Source organism: Gardnerella sp. DNF01189, assembly GCF_049244195.1.
GTDB classification, from domain to species: Bacteria; Actinomycetota; Actinomycetes; order Actinomycetales; family Bifidobacteriaceae; genus Bifidobacterium; species Bifidobacterium swidsinskii.
The window spans coordinates 756,576-777,114 of sequence record NZ_CP058385.1 but is presented as its reverse complement, the minus strand read 5'-3'; the positions used below and the strand labels follow the sequence as shown (position 1 = coordinate 777,114).

The 20,539-nt window shown below is 42.6% G+C and carries 15 protein-coding genes and 2 tRNA genes; 16 read left to right on the top strand and 1 reads right to left on the bottom strand.

Annotated features, from left to right (window positions below):
• The 3 genes from HXT41_RS03235 to HXT41_RS03225 all read left to right on the top strand — a co-directional run bounded on the left by HXT41_RS03235 (position 1) and on the right by HXT41_RS03225 (position 2,344).
• Positions 1–2,052, top strand: a complete 2,052-nt coding sequence (locus tag HXT41_RS03235) for an ABC transporter ATP-binding protein (protein WP_116440513.1) — start codon at positions 1–3, stop codon at positions 2,050–2,052.
• Positions 2,053–2,154: 102 nt separating this feature from the next.
• Positions 2,155–2,228 (top strand) — tRNA-Asp (locus HXT41_RS03230).
• A gap of 43 nt (positions 2,229–2,271) precedes the next feature.
• Positions 2,272–2,344 (top strand) — tRNA-Phe (locus tag HXT41_RS03225).
• 48 nt (positions 2,345–2,392) lie between these two features.
• On the opposite strand, the gene galE is transcribed toward HXT41_RS03225, so the two are convergent.
• A complete protein-coding gene (gene galE, locus HXT41_RS03220; protein ID WP_004108540.1) occupies positions 2,393–3,403 on the bottom strand; it encodes a UDP-glucose 4-epimerase GalE in 1,011 nt (336 codons plus the stop codon).
• A gap of 174 nt (positions 3,404–3,577) precedes the next feature.
• On the opposite strand from galE, the gene HXT41_RS03215 reads away from it, so the two are divergent.
• From HXT41_RS03215 to HXT41_RS03155, 13 genes are all read left to right on the top strand, one after another.
• Entirely contained in the window at positions 3,578–3,856 is a 279-nt protein-coding gene (locus HXT41_RS03215; RefSeq protein WP_012914408.1) for a YggT family protein, read from the top strand.
• Between the two features lie 152 nt (positions 3,857–4,008).
• Positions 4,009–5,337, top strand: coding sequence for a DivIVA domain-containing protein (locus HXT41_RS03210; RefSeq protein ID WP_012914407.1), 1,329 nt, complete (start codon positions 4,009–4,011; stop codon positions 5,335–5,337).
• A 96-nt stretch (positions 5,338–5,433) separates the two neighbouring features.
• Positions 5,434–5,928, top strand: coding sequence for a signal peptidase II (locus tag HXT41_RS03205; RefSeq protein WP_033888518.1), 495 nt, complete (start codon positions 5,434–5,436; stop codon positions 5,926–5,928).
• The gene (locus HXT41_RS03200; protein ID WP_033888466.1) at positions 5,921–6,859 is read left to right on the top strand and encodes an RluA family pseudouridine synthase; all 939 of its coding nucleotides are present in this window, start codon (positions 5,921–5,923) and stop codon (positions 6,857–6,859) included. The genes HXT41_RS03205 and HXT41_RS03200 overlap by 8 nt, the downstream gene beginning before the upstream one ends.
• Before the next feature lie 46 nt (positions 6,860–6,905).
• The gene (gene dnaE, locus HXT41_RS03195; RefSeq protein ID WP_012914404.1) at positions 6,906–10,472 is read left to right on the top strand and encodes a DNA polymerase III subunit alpha; all 3,567 of its coding nucleotides are present in this window, start codon (positions 6,906–6,908) and stop codon (positions 10,470–10,472) included.
• 81 nt (positions 10,473–10,553) lie between these two features.
• A complete protein-coding gene (locus HXT41_RS03190) occupies positions 10,554–11,276 on the top strand; it encodes a hypothetical protein (protein ID WP_004108527.1) in 723 nt (240 codons plus the stop codon).
• Between the two features lie 198 nt (positions 11,277–11,474).
• Entirely contained in the window at positions 11,475–12,812 is a 1,338-nt protein-coding gene (gene glnA / locus HXT41_RS03185; RefSeq protein WP_421788818.1) for a type I glutamate--ammonia ligase, read from the top strand.
• A 600-nt stretch (positions 12,813–13,412) separates the two neighbouring features.
• Positions 13,413–14,225, top strand: coding sequence for a division/cell wall cluster transcriptional repressor MraZ (mraZ, locus tag HXT41_RS03180; RefSeq protein WP_421788817.1), 813 nt, complete (start codon positions 13,413–13,415; stop codon positions 14,223–14,225).
• A complete protein-coding gene (rsmH, locus tag HXT41_RS03175) occupies positions 14,225–15,250 on the top strand; it encodes a 16S rRNA (cytosine(1402)-N(4))-methyltransferase RsmH (RefSeq protein ID WP_421788816.1) in 1,026 nt (341 codons plus the stop codon). The genes mraZ and rsmH overlap by 1 nt, the downstream gene beginning before the upstream one ends.
• A gap of 1 nt (position 15,251) precedes the next feature.
• Positions 15,252–15,878, top strand: a complete 627-nt coding sequence (locus HXT41_RS03170) for a hypothetical protein (RefSeq protein ID WP_421788815.1) — start codon at positions 15,252–15,254, stop codon at positions 15,876–15,878.
• Entirely contained in the window at positions 15,878–17,719 is a 1,842-nt protein-coding gene (locus HXT41_RS03165) for a peptidoglycan D,D-transpeptidase FtsI family protein (protein WP_421788814.1), read from the top strand. Before HXT41_RS03170 ends, HXT41_RS03165 begins: the two co-directional genes overlap by 1 nt.
• A gap of 42 nt (positions 17,720–17,761) precedes the next feature.
• Positions 17,762–18,787 carry a hypothetical protein gene (locus HXT41_RS03160; protein ID WP_004108517.1) on the top strand — a complete coding sequence of 342 codons (1,026 nt, stop codon included), beginning with the start codon at positions 17,762–17,764 and terminating at the stop codon, positions 18,785–18,787.
• Between the two features lie 91 nt (positions 18,788–18,878).
• Complete coding sequence (locus HXT41_RS03155; RefSeq protein WP_033888465.1) at positions 18,879–20,468, top strand: UDP-N-acetylmuramoyl-tripeptide--D-alanyl-D-alanine ligase; 1,590 nt, start codon at positions 18,879–18,881, stop codon at positions 20,466–20,468.
• The last annotated feature ends 71 nt before the right edge of the window (positions 20,469–20,539 follow it).

Below are 20,539 nucleotides of genomic sequence, written 5' to 3'. Positions count from 1 at the left end.
ATGGCTAAGAATAAAACGGCTCACTCTTCTAAAAATGATTCAGCTATTAGTTGGGAAACTCTTAGCAGACTTGCCTCTTATGTGCTGGTGTATCGAGTTAAAATTTACGTAATTATTGCATCAATAATAGTTAGCGCAATTGTGCAAGCTGCAAGTGCAGTGTTTTTGCAATCTCTTGTGGACTCGTATATTCTTCCGCTTGTTGGTAAGCATAATCAGGATTGGACGCCTCTTGTTCGCATGATTATTCTGATGGCAAGTGTTTACGCTGTTGGTGTGTTTTGTTCTTGGCTTTGGAGCAGACTTGTTGCGAATATATCTGAAAGTGTTATGCGTGATTTGCGAGATTCTATGTTTAAGCATCAGCAGAAGCTTTCATTGCGTTACTTAGATTCTCAAGGTTACGGCGATATTATGAGTCGTTACACAAACGATACTGAGGTTCTTCGTGAGGCAATTTCGTGGGCATTTCCGGACTCTTTTTCTGCACTAATGTCAATTTTGGCAGCGTTTATATCTATTATGTGCCTATCGCTTCCGGTTGCAGTTTTTGTAGCTATATTTACTGCAATATTGCTTTATTTAGTGCGTTTTATGCTAAAGAAATCTGGCAGTCTATTTGAGCAATTCCAGCATGCATTAGGTGAGCTAAATGAGTTTGTTGAAGAATCTGCAACAGGCAGCAAAGTGATTAAAATTTTTAATCATGAGGCAGATTCTATTGAAAAATTAGATAATTGCATAGAAAAAGTGCAAAAAATTTCTGCAAGTGCAAATTCTTATGCAAATAATGTAATGCCTGTTATTAGTAATGCAAGCTATTTGCTTTATGTATTAATTGCTTTACTCGGTGCGTGGGCTGCTTCAGCAGGTCTGCCAACGCTGGGATTAGCTGGATCTAGTACTCTTACATTGGGTACACTTATATCTTTGCTGGCACTTTCGCGCGCATTTATTAACCCTATTGGCGAAATTACAATGCAAGCTAACGCACTTATGATGGCTCTTGCAGGAGCTTCTCGTATTTTTGAGTTACTTGATGAAAAGCCAGAACTTGATTCTGGCAGTGTGCAATTAGTTAAAGTGCGTGTACTTCAGTCTGATGAAGATCTTGGAGAAAAATCAGCATTTGATGTGCTTGAAGAAGTAGATGAACAATCTGAAGGAAGCAATATTTATTGGGCTTGGAAAAGATCAAAGCAAGATAATGGTACTAAAGCTAAAAAGCGCGCTCAAAACTTAAGTGAAATGGCTCAAGAGATTGTGTGCCATGCAAAGCGAGATGCTCGCACTTCTAAGGATGGCCGCTATACTTTGCTTCGAGGCGACGTGCGTTTTACGGATGTTGTGTTTGGTTACAAAGAAAATCATCCTGTTTTACACGATATTACGTGGTTTGCAAAACCTGGTCAAAAAGTTGCTCTTGTTGGAGCTACAGGTGCTGGAAAAACTACTATTGCTAACCTTCTTACGCGTTTTTACGACATCGATGATGGGCAAATTTTGTATGATGGCATTGACGTGCGCGATATTTGCAAAACGGATTTGCGCCACGCTATTGGCACTGTTTTGCAAGATGTGAATTTATTTACAGGCACAATAATGGACAATATTCGTTATGGAAATCTTGATGCTAGCGACGAAGATTGTATTCAAGCTGCAAAATTAGCTCATGCTGACGCGTTTATTTCTCATCTTCCTGACGGATACAATACGCAGCTTAACAATGGTGGTGAAGGGCTTTCTCAAGGTCAGAAGCAGCTTATTTCTATTGCTCGTGCTGCAGTAGAAAATCCGCCTGTGTTGATTCTCGATGAAGCAACTTCATCGATTGACACGCATACTGAAGAGTTAGTTCAGCATGGAATGGATTCTTTGATGGAAAGGCGTACTGTGTTTGTAATCGCTCACAGACTGTCTACAGTGCGCAATGCTGATGTGATTATGGTGCTGGATCACGGTCGCATTATTGAGCGCGGTTCACATGAGGAATTATTGGCAAAACGTGGGGAGTATTATCAGCTTTGCACTGGAGCTGTTGAGCTTGAATAATAGCTTGATTTTGTGCGGCAACACGCCGAACACGCGCGGCACTTGCATTTTGCTAAGGATTCTGTAAGATAGTGACTCGGCTGTTCGAGAGAACAAAGCCACGGCCCCGTAGCTCAGTTGGTTAGAGCGCCGCCCTGTCACGGCGGAGGTCACCGGTTCAAGTCCGGCCGGGGTCGCGATTAATAGAATACCCGGTTCGCCGGGTTTTTTATTCGTCATGGCTCTGTAGCTCAGTTGGTAGAGCGAACGACTGAAAATCGTTAGGTCAGCGGATCGATCCCGCTCGGAGCCACAACAAAAACGCGCGACACGATTTGTGCCGCGCGTTTTGTTTTATTCGCTAGTCAAGCTGCTTCCACGAATCAACATCAATATGATGCTCAGGATTTGCCTGCCAAGCTGCCCAAGCAGATTCTACGATATCCTTAACGTCGTAGCGAGCATGCCATCCCATTTCTTCGTTAATTCGCTTCGTGCTGCCAATAAGCTGTGGAGGATCTCCAGCTCTGCGATCAAGAACAGTTTCTTTAAATGGTAAACCGGTAACTCTGCGCACTTCGTCAACAATTTCGCGCACAGACGTGCCCTTACCAGTTCCTACGTTAAAAGCATCGTACTTGCGCTCGTCGCGATCCAAATACGTGAGTGCCGCAATATGCGCGTCTGCTAAATCAGAAACGTGAATATAGTCGCGAATGCAAGTGCCATCAGCAGTAGGATAGTCGTCGCCAAAAATAGCAGGTGCTTTTCCTCGCTGTAGTCTGTCAAGAAGCATAGGAATTAAGTTCAAAATCGCAGGATCTTCCAATTCCACCGGACCGCATCCAGCTACGTTGAAGTAACGCAGTGCGCAGAAGCGAATTCCGTATGTGTGCTCGCAAGCACGTGCCATCCACTCGCCAAAAAGCTTGGTTTGACCATAAGGGTTAATTGGCAACATTGGCACAACATCTTCTGGTACAACTTCAACAGGAGGCACTCCATAAGTTGCTGCAGAAGAAGAAAATACGAGCTTCTTAACTCCGCTATCTTTCATGCCTTCAAGCACATTAAGCATGCCGTTAATATTCTGTTGATAATACCAAAGTGGCTTTTCTACGGACTCTCCAACTTGCTTTCTAGCAGCAAAGTGAATTACAGCATCGACGTGCTCATCTTTCATAATTTGCGCAAGTCGCTTTCCTGCATCAGGAGAAGAGATATCCATACCATAAAGACGTGCGCCTTCAATTCTTGTAGGCTTTCCGTAGCTTAAATCGTCAACGACGACGACATTTTGCTTTGTTTCATGTAAAGCGTGAACTACATGTGCTCCAATGTATCCGCATCCACCTGTAACAAGAACAGTCATTGTCGACCTTCCTTTTGAATAATATCAATACAATCAGTGAGATTATATCTCGTAAAACTGAAGTTTAATGATATGCATCTGTTGCCATAACATCTGTTATTCTCGCATTTTGATTCTGCAGCGTATGCTTAACTTGAATGTGTTAGTTGTATTATTTTGTAAGGTGATGTTCGAATGATATTTGTTGCGTTATCTATATTACGTGTGATTATACGCGCTTATTTGATAATAATGATTATTCGAATGGTTGCAGATTGGTTATTTGTGCTTGTTCCTCGTATGCGTCCTAGAGGTGCTTTTAATTTTCTAATACGGATTATTTATTTCATAACAGAACCGCCATTACGCGTATTGCGCAAGTTTATTCCGCCAACTCGTTGTGGAAATATTAGTATTGACGTAAGTTATATGCTTTTATATTTTGCTCTATACGTTCTTCAAATTTGGTTATAGATGAGTTTATGGTTTTTTAACGCGTAATTTTTATAAAAGCGGCGTTTTGTTGCATAAATTTTTGTATTAACCGCACTAATTTTCTGCGGACGTGATAGCATCGAATAGATATATATCAAAGGGCTATGCCCAAAAAGCGAGGTGTAAAGCATATGACTCTGTTGACGCCTAAGGACATTCGAGAGCATACCTTCCAAATTGTACGTTTTAAGGGAGGTTATGACGTTGACGAGGTCGACGAGTTTCTCGATCAGGTTACAGAAACAATAGAAGCACTCGGTCAGCAGGCAGTGCAGGGCCTAGGGGCTTCCACGCAATCTCTTGGCCGTGATGTTGCGGGTTTGAATACGAAGATTGCTGAGTTAACTTCTAAGGTAGAATCCTTAACTAAAGAAAATGAGGCATTGCGTGATGCTTCTAAGAAGCAGGGTGAATCAAATGAAGCTGCTTCTCAACTTGAAGCTACTGCAACTAAGTTGCGTGAAGCTGAAGAAAGTAATCGTGCTTTGACTGCTCAAAACCAGCAGTTGAAGGAACAGTTAGATGGTTTGGGTGCGCAGGTAGATCAGTTAACTGCTCAAACTGCTCAAGCAGACAATGCTAAGCAGGTTCAAAAAGAGCTTGAAACTGTTACTCGCGAGCGTGACGACTTCCGTGCAAGCAGCGAAAACTTGGGTCGCGAGCTTGAAACTGTTCGCCAGCAGCTTGTTGTCACTCAGCAAGAAAACACTAAGATTGAGGAACTTTCCAAGCAGTTGGAAGAGTCTCGTCAGCGTGAAGAGCAGCTTCGAAAGCAGGTTGCTAAGATGGAACCAAATACTGAAACTGGTAGCTTGCAAAAGATTGCTGGTGCTGGTGCAGAAGCACAAGGTTCTGAGCCAGAGCGTGCAACTGCAATGTTGACTCTTGCTATGCAATTGCATGATCAATATGTAGATAAAGGCAAGGCTAAGGCTCAACAAATTGTTGAAGAAAGCCAAGCTCGTTATAACGAAACTGTTGCTAAGGCAGATGAATATTCTGCACGCACTCGTTCTGAAGCTGAAGAATACAGCAAGCAGACTCATGCTGATGCTGACGATTACTCTACTCGTACTCGCGGCGATGCTGATTCTTATGCTGCTCGTGCTCACAATGAGGCTGATGCTTACTCTGGTAAGGTTCGTCAAGCTGCTGATGATTACTCTAAGCAGACGCATGATCAAGCTGACCAGTATGAAGCTGAAGTACAGCATCGTGCTGCAGACTATGATTCTACAACTCGTACAGCTGCTGATGCATATGCTCGTCAGGTACGTGAGAATCTTGAGAAGCAAACTCAAGTTATTGAAGGAAATATTCAGAGCCTCAAGCAATTTGAGACTGAATATCGTACTCGCTTGACTGATTTCCTTGGTCAGTTGGTTGCTCAAGTTTCTGATGAAAATACCTATGCTGCATTAGGCAACAAGCAGGGTGAAGAATCTGGTAAGCAAGAGTAGTTTTTAGCAGTGCGTGACTGATATTTTAAAATGTTGCGCACTGCACCGATACTATTTGAATTACTAAAGATCGGATAAATATTGACGCATAGAGATGTGCGTGTGAAACGGCTACGTACTCGCGTAGCCGTTTTTGCACTAATTGTTTTTATTGGTGTTGTGCTAGATCGCATAACAAAACTTTGGGCTTTGGCGACGCTTAGTGACGGGAAAAACATTGAGCTTGTGCCGCACTTGCTTTCTTTAACTCTTGTACGAAATCCTGGAGCATCATTTGGCTTAGGTTCTTCTTTTACATGGGTTATTAGCGTATTAGCTTGTGCTGCTTGTGGTGCCATGATAGCGGCTATTAAGCACACAAAATCTTTGTATTGGACTATTGCGTTTGCTCTAGCGTTTGCTGGAGCTTTCGGAAACCTCATTGATAGAGCGCAATATGCTCAAGGTTTTTTGAATGGCAAAGTCGTAGATTTTATAAACTACGGTTGGTCTGTTGGGAACGTTGCAGATATTGAGCTTATGTTTGCAGGAATCGCAGTTGTATGCCTTATTTTGATTGGGATTCCTCTTTTCGGGCATGCCGATGAGTGATATTTGCTTTAAAGTTACAAGCCAATTTTCCGGCTGCAGATTTGATGTTTGCTTATCAAAACTAATGGGAGTTTCGCGTGCAAGTGCGATATCTCTTATTGAGCGTAACCAAGCGAAAATCTTAGGTAGAAAATCGCAAAAATCCTCCATTTTGCAAGATGGCGATACGATTGTTGTCGATCAAAAAGAAAGTGCAGAACAAAAAGAAGAGCAAAATAATGAATCTTCTGTATGTAATATTCCAATTATTTACAACGACGACGATGTTGTTGTAATAGATAAGCCTGTTGGAGTTGCCTCTCACGCAGCAAAGGGATGGAGTGGGCCGACAGTTCCAGAATGCCTAGAAGCTGTTGGAATAGATATAAAAACAACGCTGTGCGACGAATCGCGCAAAGGAATCGTAAGCAGATTAGACGTTGGAACAAGCGGATTAATGCTAGTTTGTAAAACAGATTTTGCTTATGAAGTAATGAAAAATCAGTTTGCAAAGCATATCGTTAAAAAAACGTATCATGCGCTTGTTCAAGGAGATTTAGCGCAAGATAAAGCTACTATTGATGCTCCTATAGGTCGCGCAAAAGTATCTGATTTTCGTTTTACTATTACTTCTGACGGCAAGCCTGCTGTTACGCACTGGGATGTGCTTGAGCGTTTTAGTCAAGCAACGTTAGTAAGCGTTAATTTGGAAACTGGTCGTACACATCAAATACGCGTCCATTTTTCGTCTATAGGTCACCCTTTGGTTGGGGATTCAATGTATGGAGCGAACCCAGTTTTGGCTCAAAAACTTGGGTTGCAACGTCAATGGTTGCATTCTATGGAACTTACTTTTACACATCCTCGCACGGGTAAATCAGTGACGGTTAAGTCGCATTATCCTCTTGATTTGCAACACGCGTTAGAAGCTATGCGAGCATTATTAAAGTAACGTTTTTGCATTTTTTCAGTCAACTTTCGCTTATAGAATATCTTTTATGACTCAGCCGGAAACCAACTTCGTACATTTGCACAATCACACGCATTATTCACTTCTAGATGGTGCGTCAAAAATACCTGATTTAGTAGCGCGCGCTAAAGAATTAGGTATGCCGGCTGTAGCTATTACGGATCATGGCAACATGCACGGCGCGTACGAAATGTGGAGTACGGCTGTAAAAGCTGGGATTAAGCCAATTATTGGCATAGAAGCGTATGTTACTCCTGAAACAGCAAGACAAGACAAAAGTCGCGTGCATTGGGGCACGGAAGATCAGCGTGCAGATGACGTTTCTGGCGGCGGTTTAATTACGCATATGACTTTGTGGGCGGAAAACGATACTGGCTTAACAAATCTTCTTAAAGCTTCGTCTGTGGCGAATCTTGAGGGTAGAGTTATGCGCTACCCACGTATGGATAAAGACGTGCTTTCAACCTACTCAAAAGGTGTAATTGCGTCTTCAGGATGCCCTTCTGGAATTATCCAGACGCGTCTTCGCTTAGGTCAGTTCAAAGAGGCTTTACGAGCAGCTGGTGAGTTTCAAGATATTTTCGGGCGTGACAATTTCTTTATCGAGCTTATGAATCACGGGCTTTCTATTGAAACGCGCGTAACTAAAGACTTGCTTGAAATTGCAAAAAAACTTAACGCACCTCTTCTTGCAACAAACGATTTGCATTACGTTCATGAAGAAGATCGTGAAGCGCAAGATGCTATGCTTTGCATTAATTCCGGCTCGCGCTTGGACGATCCTGACCGTTTTAAGTTTGACGGTTCAGGATACTATTTGAAGTCCGCTGAGCAAATGCGTGAGCTTTTTAAAGAATTTCCAGAAGCTTGCGATAACACGCTTGAGATTGCTCGTCGATGCAATGTTATGTTCGACGACGGCGAAGATGGCGCTTTTATGCCGCAATTTGACTGCCCGGAAGGTTGGGATGAGACTTCGCTATTCCTTAAAAAAGTCGAGGAAGGTTTGGAGCGTCGTTACAATAACAACATTCCAATGGAAGTTTTAAAGCAGGCTGATTACGAGTGCGGTGTGATTTGCCAAATGCAATTCTGCGGATACTTTTTAGTTGTTGCAGATTATATTAATTGGGCTAAAGCGCATGGTGTAATGGTAGGTCCTGGTCGTGGTTCTGCTGCAGGCGCTATGGTTGCGTACGCAATGGGCATCACAGAGCTTGATCCTATGAAGCATGGTCTGATTTTTGAACGCTTCTTAAACCCGGAGCGCGTATCCTTGCCTGATATTGATGTTGATTTTGACCCGGATGGCAGGGCCAAAGTTCTTGAATACGTGGGCGAAAAATACGGTAGAGATAAAGTTGCTCAGTGCGTTATTTACGGAACTATTAAAACGAAGCAAGCTCTTAAAGATTCTGCGCGTATTATGGGCTACGAGTTTTCAGTAGGCGAAAAAATTACGAAAGTTCTTCCTCCTGCTAAAAACGGCAAAGATATGAGCTTGCACGATATTTTCGACGAAAAATCAAAGCGTTACGCTGAAGCGCGCGAGTTTCGCGAAATGTACGACACGGATCCAGATACTCATCGCATTACGGAAGAAGCTAAGGGCATTGAAGGTTTGATTCGTCAAACAGGTGTGCATGCTTGTGCAACAATCATGGGCTCGGAGCCAATCACAAACACTTCGCCACTTTTAGAGCGCACTGACGGTACTATTACTACAACTTTTGAGTATCACACTTGTGAAACGCTCGGTCTTGTAAAAATGGACTTTTTGGGTCTTTCCAACTTGACAGTTATTCGCGATACTTTGCGAAATATCGAAAATAATGGGAAGGATCCGATTGATTATACTAAGATTCCGTTAGACGATAAAGCTACTTATCAACTGCTTTCTAGGGGTGATACTTTAGGCGTTTTCCAGCTTGATTCCGACGGTATGCGTGCGCTTCTACGTACTTTGAAACCGGATAATTTCAACGATATTTCGGCTTTGATTGCACTTTACAGGCCTGGTCCTATGGATATGGATTCGCATACGAATTATGCTAAGCGCAAGAATGGTTTGCAAGATATTATCCCTATTCATCCAGAAGTTGCTGAGCCGTTAAAGGAAGTTTTGGACGAAACTTACGGTTTAATTGTTTACCAGGAGCAGGTGCAGTCTGCAGCGCGTATTTTAGCAGGATACAGTCTTGGTAAAGCAGATGTGTTACGTCGAGCAATGGGCAAGAAAAAGCCGGAAGTGCTGGCAAAAGAACAGGTGCCATTCTTTGAAGGTATGAAAGCTCACGGATATTCTGAAGAAGCTGCACAAGCTGTGTGGGATGTTTTGGTTCCGTTCTCTGGTTACGCGTTTAATAAAGCTCACTCTGCAGCTTATGGCTTGATTTCTTACTGGACTGCATACCTAAAAACGCATTATCCTGTGGAATTTATGGCAGCTTTGCTTCAAAACGAACGTACGAATAAAGACAAAACTGCACTGTACTTGGGCGAGGCAAGGCGCATGGGTATTCAAGTTTTGCAACCTGATGTAAACGAGTCTGTTCTTGAGTATTCTGCAGTTGGAGATGTTGTGCGCTTTGGTTTGGGTGCTATTCGTAACGTTGGAGACAAAGCAGTAAACGATATTATTACTGAGCGTGAAGGTGAGCGCGGACGTTTCGTAAACTTTATGGATTTCGTACAACGTGTTCCTATTAGTGCACTTAATCGACGTTTAGTAGAGTCGCTTATTAAAGCTGGAGCTTTTGATTCTATTGATTCAAATCGTCGTGCGCTGTTTCAAATTTGTGATCCTGCAATTGATTCTGTGATTGCGCTTAAGCGCAAGCAGGCAGAGGGTCAGTTTGATTTATTTGCTGATCTTGATTCGTCTTCTGACTCGGATGACGACAACGGTATGGGAGATATGCAAATTACTGTACCTGATGTTGAAGAGTGGGATAAAAAGACAAAGCTTAATTTTGAGCGAGAAATGCTTGGATTGTACGTTTCTGATCATCCACTAAGCGGATTGTCTGCAGTTTTGGCAGATTTACGTGAGATGTCAATCGCTCAACTGATCGACAGAGCAAGAACTATGAGCGATGGTCAGCAAGTAACTATTGCAGGCCTAGTTACGAGCGTAGATAGGCGAGTGTCTCGAAAAGGTAATGCTTGGGCGATTGTCACAGTTGAAGACATGGAAAGTTCAATACAATGCATGTTCTTTGGCAAAGTGTACGAAGCTTCAGCGCAAGAACTTGCAATTGATCAAGTTGTGCGTATTCGTGGACAAGTTGAAGTGCGTGATGAAACTGTTTCCATGCGTGCTACAGAGTTTGAAATACCAACTCTTGAATCAGTGGATGAGAGACCTTTAACAGTTGTTATTCCTCGTAAAGTTCTAGATAAAGGTCGTGTTGCGCAATTAAGTAATATTTTGAGCCGACATCCAGGCTGCTGTGAAGTGCGCTTGGCTCTTGTCGACGATACAGGCAAGGCGCAAGTTCTTACTTTTGGAGATCGTTTCCGCGTAAAACGAGATACTTCTTTGTTTGCTGAAATGAAAATTGTTTTTGGATCTAGTTGTTTGCCTAGCGCGTAGAAAATATGCACTACTGGTTTGATAAAATATAAAACTAGGTATGCTTTAAGAATTACATTGAAAGAGGAGGAAATAACGAATATGTTAAACAACGGTGACGAGCGTAACAGTGACGATAAGCGTAAAAATGATGGTGAGCGTAACAATGACGATTCTGTGCGCACTTCTTTTACTGATGCGGAATTAGATAATGCGCTCGCTGGATTTGAACGTGAATTTAAAGAAGAGTCGCAAGAAAATTTAAATAGCGAAAATTTAGAAAATAACCAAAAAAGCGACGATAATCAAGAAAATGATTTTCTTGATCAAGCTATGCGCAATATTGAAGAAGCTAATTTTGAAGAAGATTTGCAAGGTTTGCTTGGAAATAAAGCAAAAGTTGCGTTAATGATTACGTATGTGCAGCCTGCTCAGTTACTAGCTGCTTTTTGCAAAATGGCTAGTGTTTCAGCACGATGCTTCGATGAAGAGCAAGGTGCTGTTGCAGTATTAAAAAATTTGGACGGCAATGAGCCGGAAGAAGCAGTGCAAAAATTTGTTGATTTCTTCCGTGGAATGGATGTTATGCTCATTACAAATAGAGCTGATAAATTAACTGCAAAAGTTTACGAATATAATTGCGAACCGCAAGAAATAGTTGCGCCTATGGCATTAGCTGTGTGGTCGCGTACAGTAGAAGATTTAGCTATTGGCATGGAAACAGTTGAAACTATTTCGAAACAAAATATAGAAATGTTCAATAGTGACGATTTGAGCGATGCGAACGCGTACGAGCTATTCCAAAAATATGGCAAAAGAAAGTAAAAATAATTAAGCAATTAATTGGCATATTAAATTGAAGAAGTTGCGTTAGAAAGTAGAAATTTCATTACAATTACGTAAATTCATTGCAGATAAGCTCAACATATGAAGCGCAATACGAAATAATACACTACAATTGCACGTGAATATGCATATGTGCGTGGCTATGCATACAACCGGATGATACCCAAGGGGTTTATTATGGATCGACAACAAGAGTTTGCTCTACGTACTGTTGAAGAGCGAGACGTGCGTTTTATTCGACTCTGGTTTACGGACGTCTTAGGCACGCTTAAATCCGTTGCTATTGCCCCTGCTGAATTAGAAGCAGCTTTTGAAGAGGGAATAGGGTTCGACGGCTCAGCAATAGAAGGCATGACTCGCGTCCTAGAAGACGATATGATTGTGAAGCCGGATCCGTCGACGTTCCAAATTCTTCCATGGCATGGAGGTCCGGAAGGCACAGCGCGCATGTTCTGCGATGTGCTAACTCCAGACGGAGAGCCTTCACTGGGAGACCCTCGTCGCGTTTTGAAGACTGCGCTCGCAAAAGCGAAAGAAAAAGGATTTACTTTCTACGTTCATCCGGAAATTGAGTTTTATTTGTTTGAAGCTCAAGATGATTGGTCCAAAGCTCCTGTGCCGATTGATGAGGGTGGCTATTTTGACCACGTTCCTAGAAGTTCGGCTATGGATTTCCGTCGTAGTGCAGTTAGTATGCTTGAGCAAATGGGTATTTCTGTAGAATACTCGCATCACGAGGGCGGTCCTGGTCAAAACGAAATTGACTTGCGTTATGCAGATGCTCTTACTACCGCGGACAATATTATGACTTTCCGCACTGTAGTTAAGGAAATTTCTCTTGAGCGCGGAATGTATGCAAGCTTTATGCCAAAGCCGCTAACTGATCAGCCTGGATCGGGTATGCATACGCATTTGAGTTTGTTCGAAGGTGACACGAACGCTTTTTATGAGGCGGGTCAAGAATTTAATATGTCTCTTATTGCGCGTCAATTTGCGGCTGGTATTTTGCATCATGCTTCAGAAATTTGTGCTGTAACTGATCAATATGTGAACTCTTACAAGCGTTTGTGGGGTGGTGCGGAAGCTCCTAGCTACGTTTGCTGGGGTCATAGCAACCGTTCTGCACTTCTGCGTGTGCCGCAATACAAGCCTGGTAAAGGCAATTCTTGCCGAATGGAATTCCGTGCGCTAGATCCTGTGGCGAATCCGTATCTTGCTTACTCTGTGCTTCTTGCTGCTGGTTTGGATGGTATTGAAAAGCAAATGACTTTGTGTGATCCAACTAGCGACGATGTTTGGGAGCTTACTGATGCTGAGCGTCAAGCAATGGGTATTCAGCCATTGCCGGAATCCTTGGATGAAGCACTAAAGATTATGGAGCGCTCGGACTTCGTTGCAAGCGTATTAGGTGAACACGCTTTTGAGTACTTCTTGCGCAATAAGCATCAAGAGTGGGAAGAGTACCGTCGTCAGGTTACGCCTTTTGAGCTTGAGAAGTATTTGCCGCGTTTGTAACGCGAGCGACTTTGTACTTTAGAGGCCTTAACGCAGAAACTGTACTGCGTTAGGGTCTTTTGTTTGATGTTTTGGGACACTGCTGCAGATTGCGCTCGCGCGGATTACGCGCTCGCTTACGAAACTCGCGTTGGAAGTCCACTGGACTTCCAACTTTAGCGAGTTTCCGCTCCGAGTTGCCTTCGCGCTAAATGTCAGCGCTCAGGCAGGTCGTCAGCGCACACTAACCACAACCTAGTTTTTAAAGCGCAACCACGCAACTCTGCCCTGCCTTCGTCAATCGAGACGAAGGCAGACCTCGCTTGCGGTGAAAGCACACTGTGCTTTCAACTCTGAGCAAGCTCGGCGCTCCGAGTTGCCTTCGCGCGCTAAATCGCAGCGCTCAAGCAGGTCGTCGCGCTGCGTGAGGGTCTTTTGTTTGTTGTTTTGGGACATTGCTGCAGATTGCATACTGCTTTAGGGTCTTTTGTTTTCTATTGGTGGTTTGCTTCAAAAAAATCAAAAATTTTGTAAAAAAGTGGGGATTTTTGGGGAGGAATGGGGTAAAATGGTGAACAACGTGTAAATGGCATAGTACATGTTGAGTTAAGGAGGTGGAGTATGGCACGTCGTGCTGCTGATAAGCAACCGCGCAATAACGCCAATTCTTCCTCTTCGCATTCCATAAATCAGGCTCAACAAGCTGCTGATTCAAATGTTTCTCAGCAATCGCAGATGCCACTGCAAATGCAAGATTCACAAGTGTCTCAGCAGCAATACGTTCAGCCTGTTCAACCTGTACAGTCTAAGCAGTCAATTCAGGGTTATTATGGTATGCCTTCAACTGTTATGCCAGCAATGCAGCAATATATGCCAGCACCGGTTTTCACCTCCACTCCGTCCGGCGCTGCTGATTCGTCTGCACAAGCTGCAGCTATGCCAGTTGCACCTTTTTATGCTTCTCAATATCAAGAAGCTGTGTCAACTCATCCAGCAACACCTATTTTGTTAGGCACTTATACTCCAAAAATTGACGATAAAGGTCGTGTTGCACTTCCTGCAAAATTCCGTTCTCAGCTCGGAACTGGTTTTGTTATGGCTCGCGGTCAGGAGCATTGTGTTTACGTGCTACCTATGGTTGAGTTCCAGCGTATGGCAACGCAAATTCAGCGCACATCTATGAGCAATAAGTCAGCTCGCGATTATCTTCGTGTGTTCCTTTCTGGTGCTGTTGATGAAGAGCCAGATAAGCAGGGACGCATTGTTGTGCCGCCAATGTTAAGAGATTACGCCAATTTGGGCGATCAAATTGTTGTTATTGGTGTTGGTACGCGTGCAGAGATTTGGAATAAGTCGGCTTGGGAAACTTATCTTGCTGATCGTGAGCAAGGTTATGCCGATATTGCTGACGATGTACTTCCGGCGGTGATGTGATGCAAGATATTACAGCCATACACGCTCCGGTTTTATTGCAAGATTGCGTCGATTTAGTAACTCCAGCTTTGCAGCATAAAGACGCGGTTGTAGTAGATTGCACACTAGGTCTTGCAGGTCACGCTACAGCATTTCTTAAAGCAGCTCCTTTTGCAACTCTTATTGGAATTGATCGAGATTCTGAGGCGCTGTCTTTAGCTACAGAACGCATGCGTAACGAAGGTTTGGAAAATCGTTTTATTCCTGCTCACGCAGCTTTTGATGAAATTGACTCAGTCTTAAACGCGCATAATATTGACTCAATTGACGCAGCTTTCATGGATTTGGGTCTTTCTAGTCTGCAAATTGACGAAGCAGATCGCGGCTTCTCCTACTCTTGCAACACTGCTCTTGATATGCGCATGGATACTACGCAATCGACTACTGCGGCAACGATTTTAGCAACATATGATGCTCGCGCATTAACTAAAATTTTCCGCGAGTACGGCGAAGAGCGTTTTGCGTCTCTTATTGCGCGTCGAATTGTTGAAATTCGCGAAGACCATCCTCTTTTAACTTCTTTACAGCTTGTTCGTTTAGTTGACGACGTGATTCCTAAGGCTCATCGCGCTACTGGAAATCCAGCTAAGCGCGTTTTCCAGGCTTTGCGTATTGAAGTAAATGGTGAGTTAGATAAGCTTCAGCGTACGCTTCCAAAGATTGCTTTGCATCTTCGTGAACATGGCCGTCTTGTAGTTGAGTCTTACCATTCTTTGGAAGACACAACTGTTAAGCGCTTTATGAATAAAGGCTTAACTGTTGACGTTCCAGCAAATATGCCTGTTATTCCTGAAGATGCTCAGCCTTTCTTTAAGTCTCTTACAAGAGGCGCAATGAAAGCATCTAAAGAGGAGATTGAGCATAATACTCGCTCTTCTTCAGTTCGTTTGCGCGCTGTTGAATTGTGCCGTCCTATTCCTAATCGTTGGCTTAATAGGCTTCAAGATGAAGCTTATGGCTTAGAGCATCGTAAAGGAGGTAGATAAAATGGTATTGAATACTAAAAATCGCGTATTGCGTTCGACCTCTTCTACTTCCGCTCCTGCAGGTCGTGTTAAGGATTCGTCAACTCGTAAAGATTATTCGCGAAATTCTTCCACAGCAGTATTTGGTGCTGCTAAGCGTCAAACTTCCGTGGTTTTTAATCGCTTGCAGAAAGTTATGAACTGGAGTAATGCGCGCAAAGTTCCAATCATAAATTTCATGATTATTGTGATTTTCATGGTTGTGACTTTGTCTACTTCGCTTATGCTTCGTACGCAAATGGCTGAGCTTTCTTTTGAGCAGACTGCTACGCAATCTCGTATTTCACGCTTGCATCAAGATGTTGAAGCTAAGCAAGCAAAGCTCGATACTTTGGATGCTGAGCTTCCTTCGAAAGCGCAACGCATGGGTATGATTCCGCAGCAAGGTTCTATTGCGATTGATTTAAGTGATTACGCGGCTAAACGAAAACATAATCACAAGAACAAAAAAGAAGTTCCAAACAATAATAATTCGCAAAATAAGCCTAAAAATAAGCCTAAAAATAAGCCTAAAAATAAACCTAAAAACAAAACTAAAGAACAGCAACAAAAACAACAGTCACAACAAACAAAACAGGAGAAACATTGATGCGCCACATTTTTAAACAACGTTTCGCCAAAGAACAAAACTTTGTTCGTAAATGCGCTGTTATTGCTATAGTTTTCGCTTTCATAGGCATTTGTGCCGTTGTAAAGCTTAGCTATATTCAGCTAATTAACGCACGTTCTACTGCACAGGCAGCTCAAGCAGAACGCAGTAGAGTGCGCCCAATTCTTGCTCGTCGTGGCAAAATTTTGGATTCCAATGGTGCTGTTCTTGCACAAAGCGTTGAGAGATTCAATATTATTGGAGACCCTCTTAACGCTCAGGCTTTTAAGCCTACGCCATGCACTAAGCAGACTGAAAATAATTGCCATATGCTAAATGGTAAACCGGTAGAGGGCACGGGCGCTGTGGCTGTTGCTCGTTTGCTAGCTCCGATTCTTCACATGAGTTCTGTAGAGCTTGGCGGAAAATTAGCTGGCGTTGGTCGTTACGTTTTGTTGAAGCGTAACGTAACTCCTGCAGTTAAGCGCGCTATTGACAATCTTAATCTTTCCGGATGCATTTATGCAGAAAATAGTAGTGAGCGCGTGTATTCTAGCGGTCCAATTCTTGGTTCTGTAATTGGCGCAGTTTCAAATGCAGATGAAGTTAATCGTAAAGACTTAAAGAATCGCAAGGGCGAAGTTGGTGTTTCTGGACTTGAGCTAACTCATGACTCCACCTTAAACGGTGTAGACGGCTACCAGCGTTATCAAGGTAATAATGTTGGAAATGAGAAGATTCCAGGAACTGTAACAGAATCTAAACCTGCTGTAAACGGCAGTGATATTAAGCTTACGATTGATAGCGATGTTGATTGGTATGTTAAGAAGGTTCTTCTTGACGGAAAGAAACAATATCGTGCAGCATGGGGTGTTGCAGTAGTTCAGGATGTTCGAACTGGCGAAATTCTTGCTTTGGAAGATACTGACGATATTAAAGCTGGTAGCACACAATCCAAAGTAAACGTGTCTCGTGCAGTAAGTCAAACCTTTGAACCAGGTTCTATTGGTAAGGCTTTTGCAATGGCTGGTATGTTGCAAACCGGCGCTCACAAGCTTAGCGATCAGTTTGCGGTTCCTAACAGCATTAATAAGAATGGTCAAACATATCATGATGCTGTTGATCATGGTGTTGAACATTGGACTTTGGCTGGTATTCTTGCTGAATCTTCAAACATTGGTATGGTTATGGCTGGCGAAAGGTATCCGTTAGATAAACGCTATGAGTATCTTTATAAATTTGGTCTTGGTCAGTACTCGGGATTGAATTTGCAGGGTGAATCTCGCGGTTTGCTTCCTAGCATGCAATCTTGGGATGGTCGTAAGAAAGATACTGTTCTCTTCGGCCAAGGTTATGCTGTGAACGCTTTGCAGCTTACTAATGCTATGGCAACTATTGCGAATAAAGGCGTGAAACTGCGTCAAACTTTGATTAAGTCTGTTATTGATTCTAATGGTCATGTAACTAAAGCTGGGCGTGCTCAAGGAACGCGAGTTATTGATGAGAATGTTGCAGCTCAAATGATGAACGCTCTTGAAAACTCAGGTGAGCATTATCACAGTTTCGCAGGTGTTGATGGTTACCGTGTTGCTGCAAAGAGTGGTACTGCAGAAGTTGCGGGACCTGATGGCCGTCTTAGCTCCACAATTAGCGACTGGTCTGGTGCTATTCCGGCGGATAATCCTCGATTCATCGTAACCGTTGTGCTAAAAGATCCGCAAGGCGTTTACGGTGGTATGACTTCAGGCCCATTGTTCAAGACAATCGGCGAATTCCTTATGCAAAAGTACGATGTTCCAGCTTCTTCTCCACGCACAAATCCTGTTCCTGTGAATTGGTAGTGTACGCATTACAATGTTGTTATCTATAAAGTAGGGTGTGCAATGAGTGCGGTTGATGAATACTCTAGAATTAGAGTGACGCTAGGTTTTGCTGCAAAAAATTATGGTTTTGAAGTTGTTCCTGCGTTTGCTTCAGAGGTAACTATTACTTCTATTGCTCATGATGTGCGTCATGTGCGTCCTGGTGGATTATTTGTGCCAATTGGTCATATCGATCGTCGTCAGCTTGAAGCTGCACGTGATGCTGGGGCATATGCTGCATTAGTTTCACCAGAATTTCGTGGTGAGGCTGCAGATTTAGGTCTGCCTTTGCTTGTTTCTTCTGCTAATCCAGTTGCTTTGGGCAAGCTTGCTTGTGATATTAATGCAGATCCTTCTTCATGCGTTGCAATATTTGCGATTGCTGGTGACGATGATGATGAGATCCATGCTAATGTTTTGCGATTAGCTGATTTTTTGCATATGTTAGGTAATCCTGTTGGTGTTATTAGTGATGCTGGATCTACTTCATTGCAGCGCGAATTGTCTTTGCAATATCCTTTAAATATTGCAGATGTACAGCATGCTTTATCTGTGTGTGCAGAAGATGGTGCTGCAGCTGTTGTTATTGCACTTAATTCTGCAACTTTAGCTAAGAACGCGTTACAATCCGTCAGTATTGATGTTCTTGGCGTTGAGCAAACTCAGAATGAAAGCAATTCTGGCGCAGGGTCTGATTCTCAATCTGATGCTAAGTCTAAAGATAGTTCTGATACTAATTCTGAATCTAAAGATGCAGCCTCAAATGTGAAAGTTAGTGCAAAGGCATCTTCTTCACCGCTTTACCCGGCATATGCAACCGGCATGAGTTTTTATGCGTTGCGTCAACGTTATGGTTTTTCTGGAAGAGAGCACGCTTATTGTGTTACTAGATCGGCTGAGTCTGACGAATTAGCTGAATTAGCGGATCAAATTGGTGGCAATGATGTGCAGCGGCATCTTTCATTATCTATTGCAATGGTGTTAGCTGCTGGTGTTCGTCGTGGGACTATTAAAAGTGCGCTGCGAGTTTCGCATGAACTGCACTGAATTATGCTGATTTCATTCGAGTTTTCAAATAAATTAATTGCGTGAGTTTTGTTTAAGAGCTTTTAATTATGTGGCTAATTTGGAGGATGTTATGAGTTGTGTTGAAACTTCGTGTGCCAGCAATGCTGAGAGTTTAGATCATGCCGATATGATGCCTATGAGCATAAGCGAAATTGCTAAAGCTGTTCATGGGGAAATACACGAGTTTAATAGTTGTGACACAGATTTAGTTGCAAATTCCGTTTTTAGTGATTCTCGTCAAATCCGTAACGGTTCTGTGTTCGTAGCTATAGTTGGTGAACATGTTGACGGTCATGATTATGTAAAGAATGCTGAAAAATCTGGAGCTGTTGTAGCTATTGTTGAACATGTTGTCGAAGGCACTAATCTCAATCAAATAGTTGTGAATAATTCTATAGAAGCGCTGGGCTTGCTAGCTAAACATAATTTGGAACTTCGCCGCAATCTTAACAAACCTTTCACTATTATTGGTATTACTGGTTCCGTTGGCAAAACAACAACGAAAGATATGTTGAAGGCTTTGTTGAGCACGCTAGGCGAAACAGTTGCTCCTGTTGGATCTTTTAATAATAATATTGGTTTGCCTCTTACTGCTTTGCAAGTTGGCAGTAATACTCGATTTTTAATAGCAGAAATGGGAGCTAATCATGTTGGCGAAATTGCCAATTTAACTCATATTGCTCCTCCGGATCTCGCAATAGTGCTTAAAGTTGGTGTGGCTCATTTAGGTGAATTTGGCTCAGTTGAGCGCATTGCGCAAGCAAAAAGTGAGATTGTGCGTGGGCTTTTGCCACATGGCATAGCAGTATTAAATTCCGACGATAAGCGAGTTTCTGCAATGTCTTGTCTTGTAGAAAATAAGCATGTGCGCTGGTTCGGTAGAAATGTTAAAAACGGATTGCTGGAATCAGCTAGTAAAGATGACTACCAACTTTCAGCTAGTAATATAAAGTTAGATTCTTTTGGTAAAGCAGTTTTTACTACCACTGAACGTAGTAATTCTTCTGATCTAATGAATCATATTGAAGTGCATCTTGCTATACAAGGCGAGCATAATGTTATGAATGCGCTTGCAGCAGCAAATGTTGCTAGATATTTGGGAATGACTTTAGATGATATTGCTTCTGTGCTGTCTAAAGTTTCGCATATTAGCCCGCATCGCATGCAATTGAGTACAGTTTCTAAGAATGACGAGAAATTTACACTTATTGATGATTCCTTTAATGCAAATCCTGATTCTATGAAAGCAGGAATCGATGGTTTGTGCGCCTATGAAAATGATTCTTGTAGTGCATCTTCGAAACCTTTCCGTATAGCGGTTCTTGGTTCTATGTTGGAGCTTGGCAGCAACGAAGATGAATTGCACACAAATATTGGAGAATATGTGGCAAATTCGAGTGTCGATGCAGTTGTTGCTGTTGGTTCAAAAACGGACTCTGACTTAGATAAATTAGCTCACTGTATTGCTCAAGGTGCACGTTCTTCTTGGAATAATAAACTACTTTCTTCTCACGATGCAGTCTACTTTGTGCACAGTGCGGATGAGGCTGATGATATTGTTTGGAAAATTGTGGCCGAGCATCCGAGTAGTGTTGTGTTATTGAAAGGCTCTCATGCTTCAGGCTTGAGTGTGCTTGCTGAACATTGGGCAAATATTTAACTGCTCGATGCTCAATATAAGTGTGAAATTAATAAATTAAGTATTATAGCAAACGGAACAGTAAACGGAGG